General features: G+C 69.0%; 12 protein-coding genes and 1 pseudogene. 5 read left to right on the top strand and 8 right to left on the bottom strand.

What is annotated here, in order from left to right:
• Nucleotides 1-67: 67 nt before the first annotated feature.
• From HDC36_RS23650 to HDC36_RS08420, 3 genes and pseudogenes are all read left to right on the top strand, one after another.
• Nucleotides 68-184: pseudogene (locus tag HDC36_RS23650) on the top strand (pectate lyase); the annotation flags it as partial.
• A gap of 516 nt (nucleotides 185-700) precedes the next feature.
• On the top strand, nucleotides 701-2,947 hold the full coding sequence (locus HDC36_RS08425) for a methyl-accepting chemotaxis protein (protein ID WP_179566256.1): 2,247 nt from the start codon (nucleotides 701-703) through the stop codon (nucleotides 2,945-2,947).
• Nucleotides 2,948-3,207: 260 nt separating this feature from the next.
• Nucleotides 3,208-3,681, top strand: a complete 474-nt coding sequence (locus tag HDC36_RS08420) for a hypothetical protein (RefSeq protein WP_255432644.1) — start codon at nucleotides 3,208-3,210, stop codon at nucleotides 3,679-3,681.
• A 256-nt stretch (nucleotides 3,682-3,937) separates the two neighbouring features.
• Here the strand turns inward: HDC36_RS08420 and HDC36_RS08415 are convergent, their stop codons facing one another.
• Complete coding sequence (locus HDC36_RS08415; RefSeq protein WP_179566255.1) at nucleotides 3,938-4,420, bottom strand: hypothetical protein; 483 nt, start codon at nucleotides 4,418-4,420, stop codon at nucleotides 3,938-3,940.
• 684 nt (nucleotides 4,421-5,104) lie between these two features.
• Between HDC36_RS08415 and HDC36_RS08410 the strand changes: the two genes are divergently transcribed.
• Together HDC36_RS08410 and HDC36_RS08405 are read left to right on the top strand one after the other, a co-directional pair.
• Complete coding sequence (locus HDC36_RS08410) at nucleotides 5,105-6,499, top strand: amino acid permease (protein WP_179566254.1); 1,395 nt, start codon at nucleotides 5,105-5,107, stop codon at nucleotides 6,497-6,499.
• Nucleotides 6,500-6,657: 158 nt separating this feature from the next.
• Entirely contained in the window at nucleotides 6,658-6,810 is a 153-nt protein-coding gene (locus tag HDC36_RS08405; protein ID WP_179566252.1) for a hypothetical protein, read from the top strand.
• Between the two features lie 117 nt (nucleotides 6,811-6,927).
• Here HDC36_RS08405 and HDC36_RS08400 read toward each other — a convergent pair whose 3' ends face one another.
• The 7 genes from HDC36_RS08400 to HDC36_RS08370 all read right to left on the bottom strand — a co-directional run bounded on the left by HDC36_RS08400 (nucleotide 6,928) and on the right by HDC36_RS08370 (nucleotide 14,690).
• A complete protein-coding gene (locus HDC36_RS08400) occupies nucleotides 6,928-8,190 on the bottom strand; it encodes an arsenic transporter (protein WP_179567933.1) in 1,263 nt (420 codons plus the stop codon).
• 438 nt (nucleotides 8,191-8,628) lie between these two features.
• Nucleotides 8,629-9,078 carry a hypothetical protein gene (locus HDC36_RS08395; protein WP_179566250.1) on the bottom strand — a complete coding sequence of 150 codons (450 nt, stop codon included), beginning with the start codon at nucleotides 9,076-9,078 and terminating at the stop codon, nucleotides 8,629-8,631.
• A gap of 321 nt (nucleotides 9,079-9,399) precedes the next feature.
• Complete coding sequence (locus HDC36_RS08390; protein WP_179566248.1) at nucleotides 9,400-10,233, bottom strand: prolyl oligopeptidase family serine peptidase; 834 nt, start codon at nucleotides 10,231-10,233, stop codon at nucleotides 9,400-9,402.
• Nucleotides 10,234-10,458: 225 nt separating this feature from the next.
• Nucleotides 10,459-11,817, bottom strand: a complete 1,359-nt coding sequence (gene mgtE / locus HDC36_RS08385; protein ID WP_179566246.1) for a magnesium transporter — start codon at nucleotides 11,815-11,817, stop codon at nucleotides 10,459-10,461.
• A 453-nt stretch (nucleotides 11,818-12,270) separates the two neighbouring features.
• Entirely contained in the window at nucleotides 12,271-13,977 is a 1,707-nt protein-coding gene (ptsP, locus tag HDC36_RS08380; RefSeq protein ID WP_179566244.1) for a phosphoenolpyruvate--protein phosphotransferase, read from the bottom strand.
• A 58-nt stretch (nucleotides 13,978-14,035) separates the two neighbouring features.
• Nucleotides 14,036-14,305, bottom strand: coding sequence for an HPr family phosphocarrier protein (locus HDC36_RS08375; protein ID WP_009591660.1), 270 nt, complete (start codon nucleotides 14,303-14,305; stop codon nucleotides 14,036-14,038).
• Entirely contained in the window at nucleotides 14,298-14,690 is a 393-nt protein-coding gene (locus tag HDC36_RS08370; protein WP_179566242.1) for a PTS fructose IIA subunit family protein, read from the bottom strand. The genes HDC36_RS08375 and HDC36_RS08370 overlap by 8 nt, the downstream gene beginning before the upstream one ends.
• Between the last annotated feature and the right edge of the window lie 109 nt (nucleotides 14,691-14,799).

Raw genomic sequence — 14,799 nt, 5'->3', positions numbered from 1 at the left:
ACGGGGAAGAAACCACGTCCCATGTTCGACGCCACCGCCGCGGCGCTGCCCGCGCCGTTCCGTCACCTGGATCTCGTCCAAGCCGCTCCTGCAGCCGCTGGGCTACATGTACGCCGCGATCACGGCGGCGCAGGCCAAGGCCAAGGTTATCGCGACGGCCGCTGTGAGCACCAATTCGGCCTAGCGACTTGCGCTTCTCGCGTCACGCCATGCGTCCGCGCGATTCGTTCGCGGGCGCATGGCACTGCGTCTTGCGCGCACGCTGCAGAACGCGAACTTGCGGTGCAAGACGCGTGAAGAGCGCGGCCGCCGATGCGGCGATCGACCTGGCCGAGCCGCGCTATGGCCGCCAGCCAAGGACGCGCGACGTCATGACGCCGTCGCTGCCGGCCTTGCGCGTTTCACGTTGATTTCACCGTTTTCCCGCTTTCCGGATCCATCCGCAACTTCGGATTCACATCACGATGATGTCCGTGACGGCATTCAAAAAAATCTGTGTCAATGCGCATCAAGAATCCAATGCGGTCGCCGTTACTTCGCCCAAGCATCGGCGCTGGCGTCGCGCGCAGTGGGCAAGATTTTCAAGATTCGGCCTGCAGTCCACGCTGCGTCGCAGCTTCGCGATGTGTTCCATTTCGTGCCCGGTTTCGCATCTTCGAACTCGTAGCGCGTTTCCATTCCATCCCCTGGCAGGTACCCCATGATCGGATTTCTTCAACGCTACAACGTCGGTACGCGCCTCTCCGCGGCCTTCGGCGTACTCATCCTGCTTTCCTGCGCGCTCGTCGTCGCCGGGTTGATGACCCTGGCGCAAGCGCGTGAACGCATGGACAGTATCGTCAACCGCAACATGACCATCCTTGAGTACACCAGCGCGATGCGCGAGGCCAGTTCGATCATCGCGGTCAACCTGCGCAATATCGTCCTGCCGACGACGCAGGAAGAAAACATCCAGTTCGCCAAGCGCGTCGAGCAGCAGCAGCAGAACTACAGCGAGACCCACGACAAGCTCTATGCGATTCCGGTGACCGATGCCACCGGCGCGGAGATGCGCAGGCAGATCGATCTCGGTTACGAGCGCTCGCGCGCCGCCAACCAGCAAGTGCTGGATCTGGGCATGAACGACAAGCCCGACGAGGCGCTGCAGGTACTGATGAAGCAGGCCGCGCCGGCCACTCAGCAGTGGCAGGACGCGATCAACGCGTATTCGGAACGGCAGCGCGTGCGTGGTGCGAGCGCCTATGCCGCCGCTAGCTCGGCGATGGATCGTGGCCGCGCCATGCTGATCAGCGGCGGCGTGGTGGTGGTCGTGGTCAGCGCGTTGCTGGCCTGGCTGATCACCCGAAGCCTGACCGTGCCGCTGCGCCGCGCCACCCGCGCCGCCGAAGCGATCGCACGTGGCGACCTGGACAACGACGTGCAGACCCAGGCCACCGACGAAACCGGGCGCCTGCTCGGCGCGATGCACGGCATGCAGCACCAGTTGCGCAGCCTGATCGCCGCACAGCTGGACATGGCCAAGCGCCACGATGCCGGCCAGATCAGCTTCCGCATGGACGCCGCTGCGTTCCCCGGCGACTACGGACGCATGGCCGCGGAAACCAACGCCGTGGTCGGCTCGCATATCGAGATCAAGATGAAGTTGATGCAGATCATGGGCCGCTACGCGATCGGCGACCTCAGCCAGGACATGGACCGCCTGCCTGGCGAGAAGGCCGTACTGACCCAGACCATGGACGAGGTCAAGGCCAACCTGTCGGCGATGAACGGCCAGATCAGGCAGCTGGCGCAGTCCGCCGCCGACGGCGACTTCAGCGCGCGCGGCGATGCGCAGCGTTTCCAGTTCGACTTCCGCATCATGGTCGAGAGTCTCAACCAGCTGATGACCACCGCCGACGGCAATCTGCAGTCCTTGTCGGCCTTGCTGCAATCCATCGCCGCCGGCGACCTGACCGCGCGCATGCACGGCGAGTTCCGCGGCGTGTTCGCGCAGATGCGCGACGATGCCAATGCCACGGCCGAGCAGCTGTCCGAGATCGTCAGCCGGATCAAGCACTCGGCGGTGTCGATCAACGCCGCGGCCAGCGAGATCGCGACCGGCAACGACGACCTGTCGCGGCGTACCGAACAGCAGGCCGCCAGCCTGGAGGAAACCGCCGCCTCGATGGAGGAACTGACCTCCACCGTGAAGCAGAACGCCGAACACGCGCGCCAGGCCAACCAGCTCGCGGTCGGCGCCGCGACGGTGGCGTCGGAAGGCGGCGAGGTGGTCGGCCAGGTGGTGACCACGATGAGCGGCATCGAAGCTTCCTCGAAGAGGATCGCCGACATCATCAGCGTCATCGACGGCATCGCCTTCCAGACCAACATTCTCGCGCTCAATGCGGCGGTGGAAGCGGCGCGCGCCGGCGAACAGGGCCGCGGCTTCGCCGTGGTCGCCTCGGAAGTGCGCACGCTGGCGCAGCGTTCGGCCAGCGCGGCCAAGGAGATCAAGGAGCTGATCGACGACTCGGTGAGCCGTGTCGCCGAAGGTTCGGCGCTGGTCGGCCAGGCCGGCAAGACCATGCACGAGATCGTGTCCTCGGTGCAGCGCGTCACCGACATCATGAGCGAGATCTCCGCCGCCTCGCAGGAGCAGTACGCCGGCATCGAACAGGTCAATCAGACCGTGACCCAAATGGACGAGAGCACGCAGCAGAATGCGGCGCTGGTGGAAGAGGCCAGCGCCGCGGCGCGCTCGATGGAGCAGCAGGCGACCGAACTGACCCAGGCAGTGGCCTTGTTCAAGCTGGAAGAGAACGCCGCGCCGGTACGCCAGCCGACCCTCGCGAAGGCGCCGAAGCCGAGGAACTACGCCCGCCCGGCGCCGGCGCCGGCGCCGGCCGCTGCGCGTCGCCTGCAGTCCGTCCCCGCGTTGGCCACGGACAAGGACTGGCAGGAGTTCTGATCGGCACCTGCGGTGTTCGCCGCCCTCCCGCCGGAGGGCGGCTTGCTGTCGCGACGTACGCATCGCATGTCGCGCTGGAAGTGAGGCCAGTTGCCGCGGCATCTGGCGGCGGATGCCGCGCCGCCACCCGCAACGCTATCTCGGTCGCCAGACGCGCTTCGCGCCGTCGGGTTCGCTGTCGTTCTTGTGGCGGCGTGACGTTGAGCCGTGTGCCGGTATGCCACAGAATGCGGCATCGACGGCGGAAGGAGCCGCGTTCCATGTTCGACACCACCACCGCGGCGGCGCCCGCGCCGCACTGTAGCGTTGGCGATGCACGCGCGCGTGGGCGGGGGCCGGCACTGCCTCGTCTCGCCTTGCTGATTTTCTCTCTCGTTTCGATTGCGGGATGCGCGATGGCCGATTCTTCGCTTTCCAAAGAACACTTCGCGCGGCAGGTCGATGCGCTGCTGGGTCGTCGCGATGCGGTCGAAGTGCCGGCTTCGGCACTGACGGACTTCCCGTGGCAGCGGCTGTGTTTCGAGCGCGACGACGCGCTGTTGCTGAAATTCACCGTCGATGGACACGAACGCGTGCTGGCGCTGCCCTACGAGGAGTTCTTCGTCGACGAGGGCCACGTGAAGGATTCGCTGGAGCATGCCTGTCTGCGGCCTGCAGACAGGATCCTGATCAAGAAGAAGTACCCCGGATATGCCGGTCCGGTGGAATTCCAGAAGAGCGGCCAGGGAGGCTAGCCATGGTGGACATCACCGGCCCGAAAGGCGCCAAGCGGGAGATCGCCGATGCGCGTGCCCGTACCGCACGCCGATGCATGGAGTCGCTGTAGCGTTCGCTGTCTCCGTAGTGCCGGCATGCCTGTTTCGCCCGGTCGTGCGCGCGGTTACGGATCGCGCGCACGACTCGTTCGCATGTGGACGCTTGCTCCCTGCAACGAAAACGCCGCGGCCGTCGCCAGCCGCGGCGCTGTGATGCAGGTGCAGGTGAGGCCTGTTACTGCGGCGCGCTCGGCGCCTTGGTGCGCGGGAGCACGTACGAGGTGATGTACTCGCCGTTGGAGCCGTAGACCACGACGATCATCTGGTTGGCGTCCTGGTAGACCACGGTGGCGCTGCACGGGCAGCTCGCGGCGGCGGTGACCATGCCGAGCGGGCGGTCCTTCTCGTCGTTGACGACGATCAGCTGCTCTTCGGCGGCCAGGCCGATCGGCAGGCGCGATTGGGCACCCGGAGTGATCCCGAGTACCGTGATCACCTCGTCCTTCGACGAGTTGATCTGGGCGAAGGTCAGCCCGGACTTCTCGAACGTGTAGACCTTGAACAGCGGCGACAGGCTGACGTTCTTCTTGCCGGCCGGGACGCGTTCGCCTAGGCCTTGGATCGTGTCGTTGGCGTCCAGCTTCTGCCCGGTGGCGTGGGTCTGCGCCGCGGTGAATGCGACCGCCAGAACGGCCAGGGTCAACAGGGGTTTGATCATGGTGTCTCTCCTTGTCTTGATGCAGCGGACCGTTGCGCTCGGGCCGGGCGGCAGCCGTGGTCCTTTCCGGCCGAACCGCTCGGTGCAGGCCATCTCCCGGCCTGCCATCACGCGTGCGGACGGAGCCGTACCGGATGATCGGCGTAGCGCCTTTGGGCGGCGCTACGCCGGTCGTCGGGCAACGCTTCCGACTCGACGCTTTGTTCAGTATTTCTGACGTTAGTATCGCTGTCAATATCTATAATCAACGAGATACGTCACGCGCGGCAAAATTTCATTGTTTTGTATCTCCGAACTCGGGGTGTCGCCTATCGGCCGTGCAGGTCGTGCCCGGTCCGCACTCGTGCGGGCAGGGTGAGACGGGCAGGGAGCGCGAAGGGCGGAGCGACGGGCAGGGCAGGGCAACGTGCAGGGCAGGGCGACGGGCATGCGTCCGGTGGCGGCGGCGCCGCGGCTCTCGGCTGCGCGCGAACGCGCAGCGCAGTGGATGGGGCGGTCGCCGCTCGACAGCGCGGACGCTGCGCCGCACGCTCGGCGCCACCGAGCGCAGGCCGCGCCCGTCCAGACCGGCTGCGGGTCTGAAGATCCGGCGCGACCCGCTCAGGATCGGCTGCTGCGCGGCGGCGAGCACGGCACCATCGCGACGCGGTATCGTGTCGGGATTCCTGCCAATCGACGAACCCGATGCCGCATCCGTCCATGCCTCCCGGTCCCGCCGCCCCGTCCGCCGCGCCTGCGTTGCGCCATGCGCTGAAGCCGCGGCAACTGATCATGATGGGGCTGGGCAGCGCGATCGGCGCCGGCCTGTTCCTGGGTTCGGGCGTGGGCGTGCACGCGGCCGGGCCGGCGGTGCTGATTTCCTACCTGGTCGCCGGCGCGCTGGTGATCATCGTGATGAACGCGCTGGGCGAGATGGCCGCGGCCAAGCCGGCCAGCGGCGCATTCTCGGTGTATGCCGCCGATGCGATGGGCGCCACCGCGGGCGCGACGGTGGGGTGGTTGTGGTGGCTGCAGCTGGTGATCGTGATCGCCGCCGAGGCGGTGGGTGCGGCCGGGCTGCTGGCCACGGTCTGGCCGGCGTTGCCGGTGCCGCTGGTCGCGGTGGTGTTCATGGCCGCCTTCACCGCGATCAACCTGCTCGGCGTGCGCAATTTCGGCGAGTTCGAATTCTGGTTCGCGATCCTCAAGGTCGTGGCGATCGTCGCCTTCATCCTGGTCGGCGTGGCGCTGCTGGCCGGCTGGCTGCCGAACGTGGCCTCGCCGGGCTGGTCCAACGTCACCGGCAACGGCGGTTTCGCGCCGAAGGGCGCCGCCGGCATCGGCGCGGCGCTGCTGGTGGTGGTGTTCGCCTTCGGCGGCACCGAGATCGTGGCGGTGGCGGCGGCCGAGACCGCCGACCCGGAGCGCAGCATCGCGCGCGCGATCCGTACCGTGGCCTGGCGCATCCTGGTGTTCTACATCGGCTCGCTGAGCGTGATCATCGCGGTGGTGCCGTGGCAGAGCGAGGCGCTGAGTTCGCCGTTCGCCGCGGTGCTGCAGGCGGCCAAGATTCCCGGCGCGGCCACCGGCATCACCCTGATCGCGGTGATCGCGCTGCTGTCGGCGCTCAACGCCAATCTGTACGGCGCCTCGCGGATGATCTTCTCGCTGGCGCAGCGCGGCGAGGCGCCGCGCGTGCTGGCCTTCACCAACCGCCAGCAGGTGCCGCTGCTGGCGGTGCTGGCGAGCGTGCTGTTCGGCTTCGTCGCCGCGGTGCTGGAGTTGCTGTATCCGAATCGGGTGCTGCCGACGCTGCTGAACATCGTCGGCGCGACCTGCCTGCTGGTGTGGACGATCTCGCTGCTGTCGCAGCTGATCCTGCGCGCGCGCGCCGATCGCGCCGGGACGCGCCTGCCGTTCCGCATGCGCGGCTATCCGGTGCTGACCCTGCTGGCGCTGGCGATCCTGGCGGTGATCTTCGGCCTGCTGGTGGCCTCGCCCGACACCCGCGCGCAGTTCCTGTCGATGGCCGCGCTGACCGCCGCGATCGCGTTGATCAGCGGCGTGGCGCGGCAGCTGCGCGGCGGGCGGGCAGGGTAGGGCGCCGCGCTACCTTGTAGGAGCGGCTTCAGCCGCGACCGGAAGGTGGGTAACGCGATCAGGCCTGCACAGCACGGGGTTCTTGCGAGAACGCAAAGCCCTCTGGCTCACGTTCGTCGCGGCTGAAGCCGCTCCTACACAAAAGCGGTAACGGCCTGGTGGCCTCGCCCGACACCCGTGCGCAATTCCTGTCGATGGCCGCGCTGACCGCCGCGATCGCGTTGATCGGCGGCGTGGCGCGGCGACTGCGCGCGCAGCGGGCAGGGCAGGGCGCCCAGCTTCCTGAAGGAGCGGCTTCAGCCGCGACCTGATGCCGGGCACTGCGATGAAGGCTGAAGAGCACGTTGCGTTTTTTGCGAGGAACGCAGAGCGCCCGGTGCTCACGTTCGTCGCGGCTGAAGCCGCTCGTACACAAGAGCGGCGACGGCTCAGCCCAGCAACAGGCGCGCGCCCAGCGCACACAGCAGGGCCGGCGGCATCACCAGCGCGCCGACTTTCAGGAAGCGCCAGAAGCCCACGTCCTCGCCTTCGCGGCGGATCGCGGTCAGCCACAGGATGGTGGCCAGCGAGCCGGTGATCGACAGGTTCGGCCCCAGGTCCACGCCGATCAGCAGCGCGTCGACGACCAGTTGCGGCGGATGCGCCTGGGCGATGGTGGTGCTGGCGATCAATCCGGCCGGCAGGTTGTTCATCAGGTTGGAGGCGAACGCCAGCAGCGTGCCGGACGCGCCGGCGGTGGCCAGCGGCGACTGCGCCGCGGAGGCGGACAGCGTCTGCGCGAGCCAGGCGATGACCCCGGTGCGCGACAACGCCTCGACCAGCACGAACAGCCCGGCCACCAGCGGCAGCACCGCCCACGACACCGCCTTGGCCAGCGGCAGCGGCGATTGCCGGCCGCCCAGGCACACCGCCGCCAGCGTGGCCACGCCGGCCAGGCAGGTGGGCAGGCCCAGCTCCAGGCCCAGCGCCGAGACGCCGACCAGCAGCGCGGCGGTGACCAGGATGCCGGCCAGCGCGAAGGCGCCGCCGCGGCTCAGCGGCACCGTGTCCACGCGTTCGGCGCAGCGTCCGCGCAGGTCCTTGCGCTCGGCCCAGTACAGCATGCCGAAGGTGACCCCGATCGCCAGCAGCGACGGCAGCGCGAACGCGGCCATCCACGCGCCCAGGGTCGGCATGGTGCCGCCGTACAGCACCAGGTTGGCGGGATTGGAGATCGGCAGCACGAAGCTGGCGGCGTTGGCGATCAGCGCGCAGGCGAACAGCAGCGGCAGCGGCTTGGCCCCGGCCTTGCGTGCGGCCGCGTATACCGCCGGGGTCAGCACCACCGCGGTGGCGTCGTTGGACAGGAACGTGGTGACCACGATGCCGACCCCGAACACCAGCGCGAACAGGCGCCGCGGCGAGCCCTTGGCCAGATTCACCGCATGCATCGCCACCCAGTCGAACAGGCCCTCGGCGCGCGCGGTTTCCGACAGCAGCATCATCCCGATCAGGAACAGGTAGACGTCGTAGCCCTTCAGTACCGCATGCCAGGCTTCGACGCCGGGCATCAGGCCGAGGACCATCAACAGCACCGCGCCGCCCACCGCCCACAGCGCCTCGGGCAGCTTGAACGGCCGCGTGATCACGCCCGCCGTGGCCAGCGCGCAGATGCTCCAGGTGGCGAGGTTCGCCGTGTGTCCGCTGAGCATGGTCACGCTGCCGTTGCGGCGTGTGCGGCCGGGCAGGGCGCATGCCCGCGGCAGTCGGCGAGGGTGATGGCGCGGTCTGCGGCGGATGCGGAGGGAAGAACGGACATGGCGGCAATCGGCGCGCGTATCGGCGAGGAAGAACGGGCCGGCAAGGATAGCAAGCCGGTCGCCTGCGGCCTGGCGTTCAACCCGCTTCGCGGAGCGGGCGCGCGTCGGCGTTCAGCGGCGAGGCGGTAGCGAAACGCGAACTCCGACAAGCAGGGACAAGGGCCATGGCGGCGTCGCCACTATGCGTTGCACCCGGCGACCGCCACGCACATTTCTGCCGGCCTCGGAAAAGCCCGCACCAGCGCTGCGAATGCACTGCGCGCGCGTGGTGCAGGCAGCGATCGACCAACCCCGCTTCTGCCGATTCCCCATTCCCCATTCCCCATTCCCCTACCGCACATACCTATCGATCCAGCGCTGCAGGAACTCGCTCAGGCTCAGCCTGGTCGGCGGCGATAGACCGGCGCTGCGCGCGAAACCTGCGGCGGCCTGGGCGAAATCCTGTTTCGCACGCCGCGTCGCCTGCTGCGCGGCCGCCTGCTGCTGGCGCAACTGCACGATGTGCAGCGACGGCCGCCCAGGCGGCGCGAACTTCTGGTCGCGGCGCAGCGCATCGGCGGACAGGGTGGTGGCGTGCGCGGCGTGCGACAGCGCCTGCCTGGCCTTCAGTACCTGCAGCAGCCATTGCCCGGTCTCGCTGAGCCGCCAGGGCGCGGCGGGATCGGAGGTGGCGATCAGCAACGGCGGGATCGCGGCATCGGCGAGGCCGGCGGCGCTCGCGTCCAGGCGCTGCAGCCGTTCGAGAAAATCGGCCTGTGCGGAGGCGGTGTCGGTAGCCATGGGCGGCCCGGGAAGAAACGAGCGCGGACTGTACGCGGTTTTGCGCGGGGGGTGGGTGCTGCGCCGCCGAGGGAGGGCGCGGTGTGCATGCCGCGCGGGCGCGCAGCATCTGCATGCACGTTCGGCGGGTGAGCGCGCCGCTGCGGCGTTCAGGCGCCTTCGTCTGGTCGCCGTTGCTGTCCTGCCTTCGCCTGGCTTGGCGCCGGCCGTGTCGGGCGCATTTCCGGTCCGGGCGCTGCCGCTTGTGGCAAGGGTTCGGTCGCGGCTGAAGCCGCTCCTACAGGGGCAGGGCCGGAAGACGCGCCGGTGCGCACCGCCGGCTCAGCTGCCGCCGGTCGCGGTCTCCGGCGCCGCGTCGGCGGTGTCGCCGCCGCGCTTCTGCGCGAACAGCCATTGCCACATCTTCGGGTCGCGGTAGGTGGCATCCCAGGCGTTGTGGTTGCCTTCCGGATATTCGGTGTAGCGCACGTCGGCATCCAGGTTCTTGAACGCGCGATAGATCTTGCGGTCGTCGTGCGGCAGCACCACGTCGTCCTCGGCGCCATGGAACATCCATACCGGGATCCGTTGCAGGCGTTCGGCCAGCGCGGTGTAGGGGTCGGGCAGTTCCGCCACCGGGGTCACCACCAGGTATTCGCGATCCTCGTGCGGGGACAGGATCGCGCCGCACACTGGCACCAGCGCGGCGAAACGCTGCGGCTGCTGCAGCGCGATTTCCCAGGTGCCGTAGCCGCCCATCGACATGCCGGTCAGGTAGGTGCGCTGCGGATCGCCGTTGAATTCCGCGCTGGCCGCGTCCAGCGCCTGCAGCGCCATGGTCGCGTTGACCCCGTTCCACTCCTGCTCGTCCGGCACCTGCGGCATCACCACCAGCGCCGGGAAGTCGCCCAGGTGGCGGCGCAGGTACGGGCCCACGCCGGCATCGGCCTGCTGCCTGCCGTCGCTGCCGCGCTCGCCGGAGCCGTGCAGGAACAGCACCACCGGCACCGGTCCCTGGCGGTGCGGCGGCGCCGGCACGAACACCTGGTAGCGGTACAGGCGACCGTCCAAGGTCAACTGGCGGGACACGAAATGGCCGGTGGCCGGGTCGCTGGGCAGGCTGCTGCAACCGACCATCGACAGGCACAGCAGCATCAGCAACGAACGCATGGACATGGGCGGCCCTCGGCGGTGGAGGTCCCCAGTATCGGCGTCCCGGCGCTTCGGCGACAGAGCGGCGTGCGGCCAGGGCCGGGCCCGGACATGCGCCAGTCAGGCGCCGCCCGCGCGGCGTTCAGCCTGTCGCGGCCGCCCGGCACGCGACGGCGAGAAAGCCGACACATGTGCGCGCGCGGGCGATGCGACGGCGTTCGCGGCAATGCGCAGGCCGCGCAGGCTCGCCTACAGCAGCACCAGCGTGGCCAGGCCGAGGAAGCTGAGGAAGCCCATCACGTCGGTCAGGGTGGTCAGGATCACGCCGCCGGCCAGCGCCGGATCGAAACCCAGGCGCTTGAGCGTCAGCGGCACCAGCACGCCGCCGAGCGCGGCGGTGAGCAGGTTGATGGTCAGCGCCGAGCCGATTACCAGCGACAGCAGCGGCTGCTTGAACCAGGCCAGCACGATCAGGCCCAGGCCGATGCCCAGCGCCAGGCCGTTGATCAGCGCCACCGCCAGCTCCTTGCGCAACAGCACGGTGACGTTGGATGCGCCGATCTGGCCCAGCGCCAGGCCGCGCACCATCAGCGCCAGCACCTGGGTGCCGGCGTTGCCGCCCATGCCCGCGACGATCGGCATCAGCGCGGCCAGCGCCACCAGCTTGGAGATGGTGCCCTCGAACTGGCTGACCACGCTGGAGGCGATGAACGCGGTGCCCAGGTTGATGGTCAGCCACAGCAGGCGGCGCCGGAACGCGCGCCGCACCGGGCTGAACATGTCCTCGTCCTCGTCCAGGCCGGCGGCGCTCATCGCCTGGTGCTCGGCCTGGTCGCGGATGATGTCGACCACGTCGTCGATGGTGATGCGGCCGAGCAGGATGTTGTTGTCGTCCACCACCGGCGCGGAGATCCAGTCGTGGTCGGAGAACTGCCGCGCGACCTCGTCGGCGCCTTCGCCCACGTCGATGGCCGGCTGCTCGTCGTCGATCAGCCGGTTGATCGGGGTGGAATCCTCGTGGGTGACCAGCGCGGCCAGCGACACCCGGCCCAGGTACTGGTGGCGGCGGCTGACCACGAACAGGTGATCGGTGTGGTCCGGCAGTTCGCCGCGCAGGCGCAGGTAGCGCAGCACCACGTCGACGTTGACGTCGGCGCGCACGGTGACCACGTCCGGGTTCATCAGGCGCCCGGCGCTGTCCTCGGGATAGGACAGCACCTGTTCCAGGCGCTCGCGGTTCTCGCGGTCCATCGACTTGAGCACTTCGTCGATGACCGTGTCGGGCAGATCCTCGACCAGGTTGGCCAGGTCGTCGATGTCGAGGTCTTCGACCGCGGCGATGATCTCGTCCGGGTCCATGTCCGCGAGCAGGCTTTCGCGCACTTCCTCGCCGACGTGCAGCAGCACTTCGCCGTCGTCTTCCGGATCGACCAGGCCCCACACCACCACGCGCTTGCCCGGCGGCAGCGACTCGAGCAGGTTGCCGATCTCGGCCGGCGCCAGCGTATTGACCAGCCGCCGCACCGGGCCCAGGCGCCCGCTGTCCAGCGCATCGGACAGCAAACGCAGCTGCCGCGCGGTCTTGTCGTGGCGGACGGCATCGGCCATGCGCTGCTCCTGAAAGTGGAAGGCCGCGCGCCGAGGGCTCGCGGTCGGTCAGATGTTCATCGCAACATTATCGCCTGCATGTTGCGGGAAGCACAGCGGGCTGGGATTTGGGAGTCGGGATTGGGGAGTCGCAACGGCGCGGCGCCGTCCGGCGAAATCGCGGCCGGCGGGCTGGCGAAAAAAGTGCCATGCCCGCAAATCGGCGTCCGCTCCCTGTAGGAGGGGCTTCAGCCCCGACGCCTCACCGGTAGAGCATCGGAGCTGAAGCTCCTCCTACGCAGGCGCAGCTGCAGATCCCGAATCTGCTTTCCAGAGGCGGTGGGGCCTGAAAGCGCGGGAGCTGGAGCAGGGGTCACTGCGCTAGCACCGACGCGGCGGTAGCGCACGTGGCCACGCACGCTCTTGATTGTTGCGAATCCCCAATCCCCAATCCCCAATCCCCAATCCCGGCTCTCAAGCCAACCAGCGCTCGATGCCCTTGCGGTCGCGTGCCTGCAGCAGCTTGGCGCCGCGCAGGCGCAGCGCCTGCAGATCGGTGTCGCGGATCACCCGGCGTACTTCCAGCATCGTCGCCGGGTGCAGGCTGAACTCGCGCAGCCCCAGCGCCAGCAGGATCGGGGTCAGCGCCGGATCGCCGGCGATCTCGCCGCACACCGCCACCGGCTTGGCGTGGGCGTGGCCGGTGGCAATGACCTGCGCGATCAGGCGCAGCACCGCCGGGTGCAGCGGCGAATACAGCTCGCCCAGCGCTTCGTTGTTGCGGTCAGCGGCGAGCAGGTATTGCACCAGGTCGTTGGTGCCGATCGACAGGAAGTCGATGGCGTCGATGAAGGTGTCCAGCGCGATCGCCGCGGCCGGGACCTCGATCATCGCGCCGATCTGCACCTGCTCGGCGATGGCGTGGCCCTCGCGGCGCAGTTGCGCGGCGATGCGCTTGAGATGCCGGCGCATCGCCATGATCTCCTCGCGCGCGCTGATCATCGGCACCAGCACGCGCACCGGGCCGTAGCCGGAGGCGCGCAGGATCGCGCGCAGCTGCGTGTCCGAAACCTTCGGCCGGGCCAGCGACAGGCGCACGCCGCGCAGGCCCAGTGCCGGGTTCTGCTCGTTGCTCATGGTCAGGCCGGTGCGGTCGGCCTTGTCCGCGCCCAGGTCCAGGGTGCGGATGGTCACCGGCCGCCCGCTCATGCCGAGCACCGCGTCGCGGTAGGTGCGGAACTGTTCTTCCTCGTCGGGCAGCGCGTCGCGCTGCAGGAACAGGAATTCGGTGCGGTACAGGCCCAGGCCGTCGGCGCCGAGCGCATGCGCGCGGGCCACGTCGTCGCGCGACTCGGCATTGGCCAGCAGCACGATATCGACCCCGTCCAGGGTGCGGCTGGGCTTGGAGCGCAGCTTGCCGAGGCCGCGTTGCAGCTTGGCCTGGTCGCGCACGCGGGTCCGGTAGTCGCGCAGGTCGTCGGGCGTGGGCTCCACGATCACCGCGCCCTGCACGCCGTCGACGATCAGCACGTCGCCGTCGTTGATCTTCTGCAGCGCATCGGCGACGCCGACCACCAGCGGCAGGTGCAGGCTGCGCGCCAGGATCGCGCTGTGCGACAGCGCGCTGCCGGCGCTGGTGACGATGCCGACCACGCCCTGCGCCTGCAATTGCGCCAGTTCCGACGGCGCCACGTTCTCGCACACCAGGATCTCGCCGGCCAGGCCGGCGCTGTCGGGCTGGCGCTTCTGCAGGAACGCGTGGATGCGCCCGATCACATGGTCCAGATCGTCCATGCGGCTTTTCAGGTAGGCGTCTTCCATGGCGTCGAACACGGTCGCCAGGCGGTCGCGCTGCAGGCGCAACGCATAGTCGGCGCTGTAGCGGCCGGTGCGGATCAGTTCGTCCAGGCCGTGCAGCAGTTCCGGGTCGTCGAGCAGCAGTGCGTGCAGGTCGAGGAACTCGCCGACCTCCTTGGCCAGGGCGCCATGCAGGCGCTGGCGCAGGCCGTGCATTTCCTCGCGCGCGGCGTTCACCGCCAGGTGCAGGCGTTCCAGTTCCTCGGGCACCTGCGCTGCGCCGATGCGTTGTTCGGCCACGTCCAGCGCATGCGGCAGGCGCACGCGCGCGCGGCCCAGCGCGTTGCCGCGCGAGGCGCCATGGCCGGCGATGCGCAGGCTCACCGCGCGCATCCGCGTCGGCGCGGCGGCGTGGTCGCGGCCGGCGGCCGGCACTGCATGCTCAGCTGTCCTCGTCGAAGCGCCGCTCGAACAGGCCGACCACGGCCTCCAGCGCGTCGGCTTCGTCGGCGCCGTCCACCCGCACCGTCACCGGCGTGCCCTGCGCGGCGGCCAGCAGCATCACGCCCATGATGCTCTTGGCGTTGACCTCGCGGCCCTTGGCCGCGAGCGTGGCGTTGCAGCGGAACGAGGACAGCGTCTGCACCAGCTTGGCGGTCGCGCGCGCATGCAGGCCCAGTCGGTTGGATACGATGAGTTCGCGTTCAAGCATCGTCGATCACCACTCCATTGCGCGAGCCAGCGGCCGCGGTCGCGGGCAACTGGTCCAGCCCCTGTTCGGGGTAGTTCATGATCCGCAGCAGCATCGGCAGGCTCAGCGCCGAGACGCGCCGCACCGGCGTGCCGAGGCGGGCGAGTTTCGTCGCCAGGTTGCTCGGGCTGGCGCCGTACAGGTCGGTCACGACCAGCACGCCGTCGCCGTCATCGACCCGCCGCAACGCCGCCGACGCCTGCGGCAGCAGCGCATCCAGATCGGCATCGAGCGGAACTTCGAACGCTTCGGTCTTCAGCGGCAACTGCCGCAACAATCCGGTGGCCACGCTCAACAGCGACGCGCCCACACCGGGATGAGTAATCAGGAGAATGCCACAGGCCATGGGAGAACGTTAACAGGTCGGGCAGGGCGCAGGGAATGGCCGGAAGGCCGGGAGTGGGGATTCGGGATTGGGGATTCGCAAACGCCAGAGCAACGGCCGCAGCCGCTCC

This window comes from Xanthomonas sp. JAI131 (genome assembly GCF_013410075.1).
In the GTDB taxonomy this organism is placed as follows: domain Bacteria; phylum Pseudomonadota; class Gammaproteobacteria; order Xanthomonadales; family Xanthomonadaceae; genus Xanthomonas_A; species Xanthomonas_A bonasiae.
This window is presented reverse-complemented; position numbering and strand designations above follow the sequence as displayed.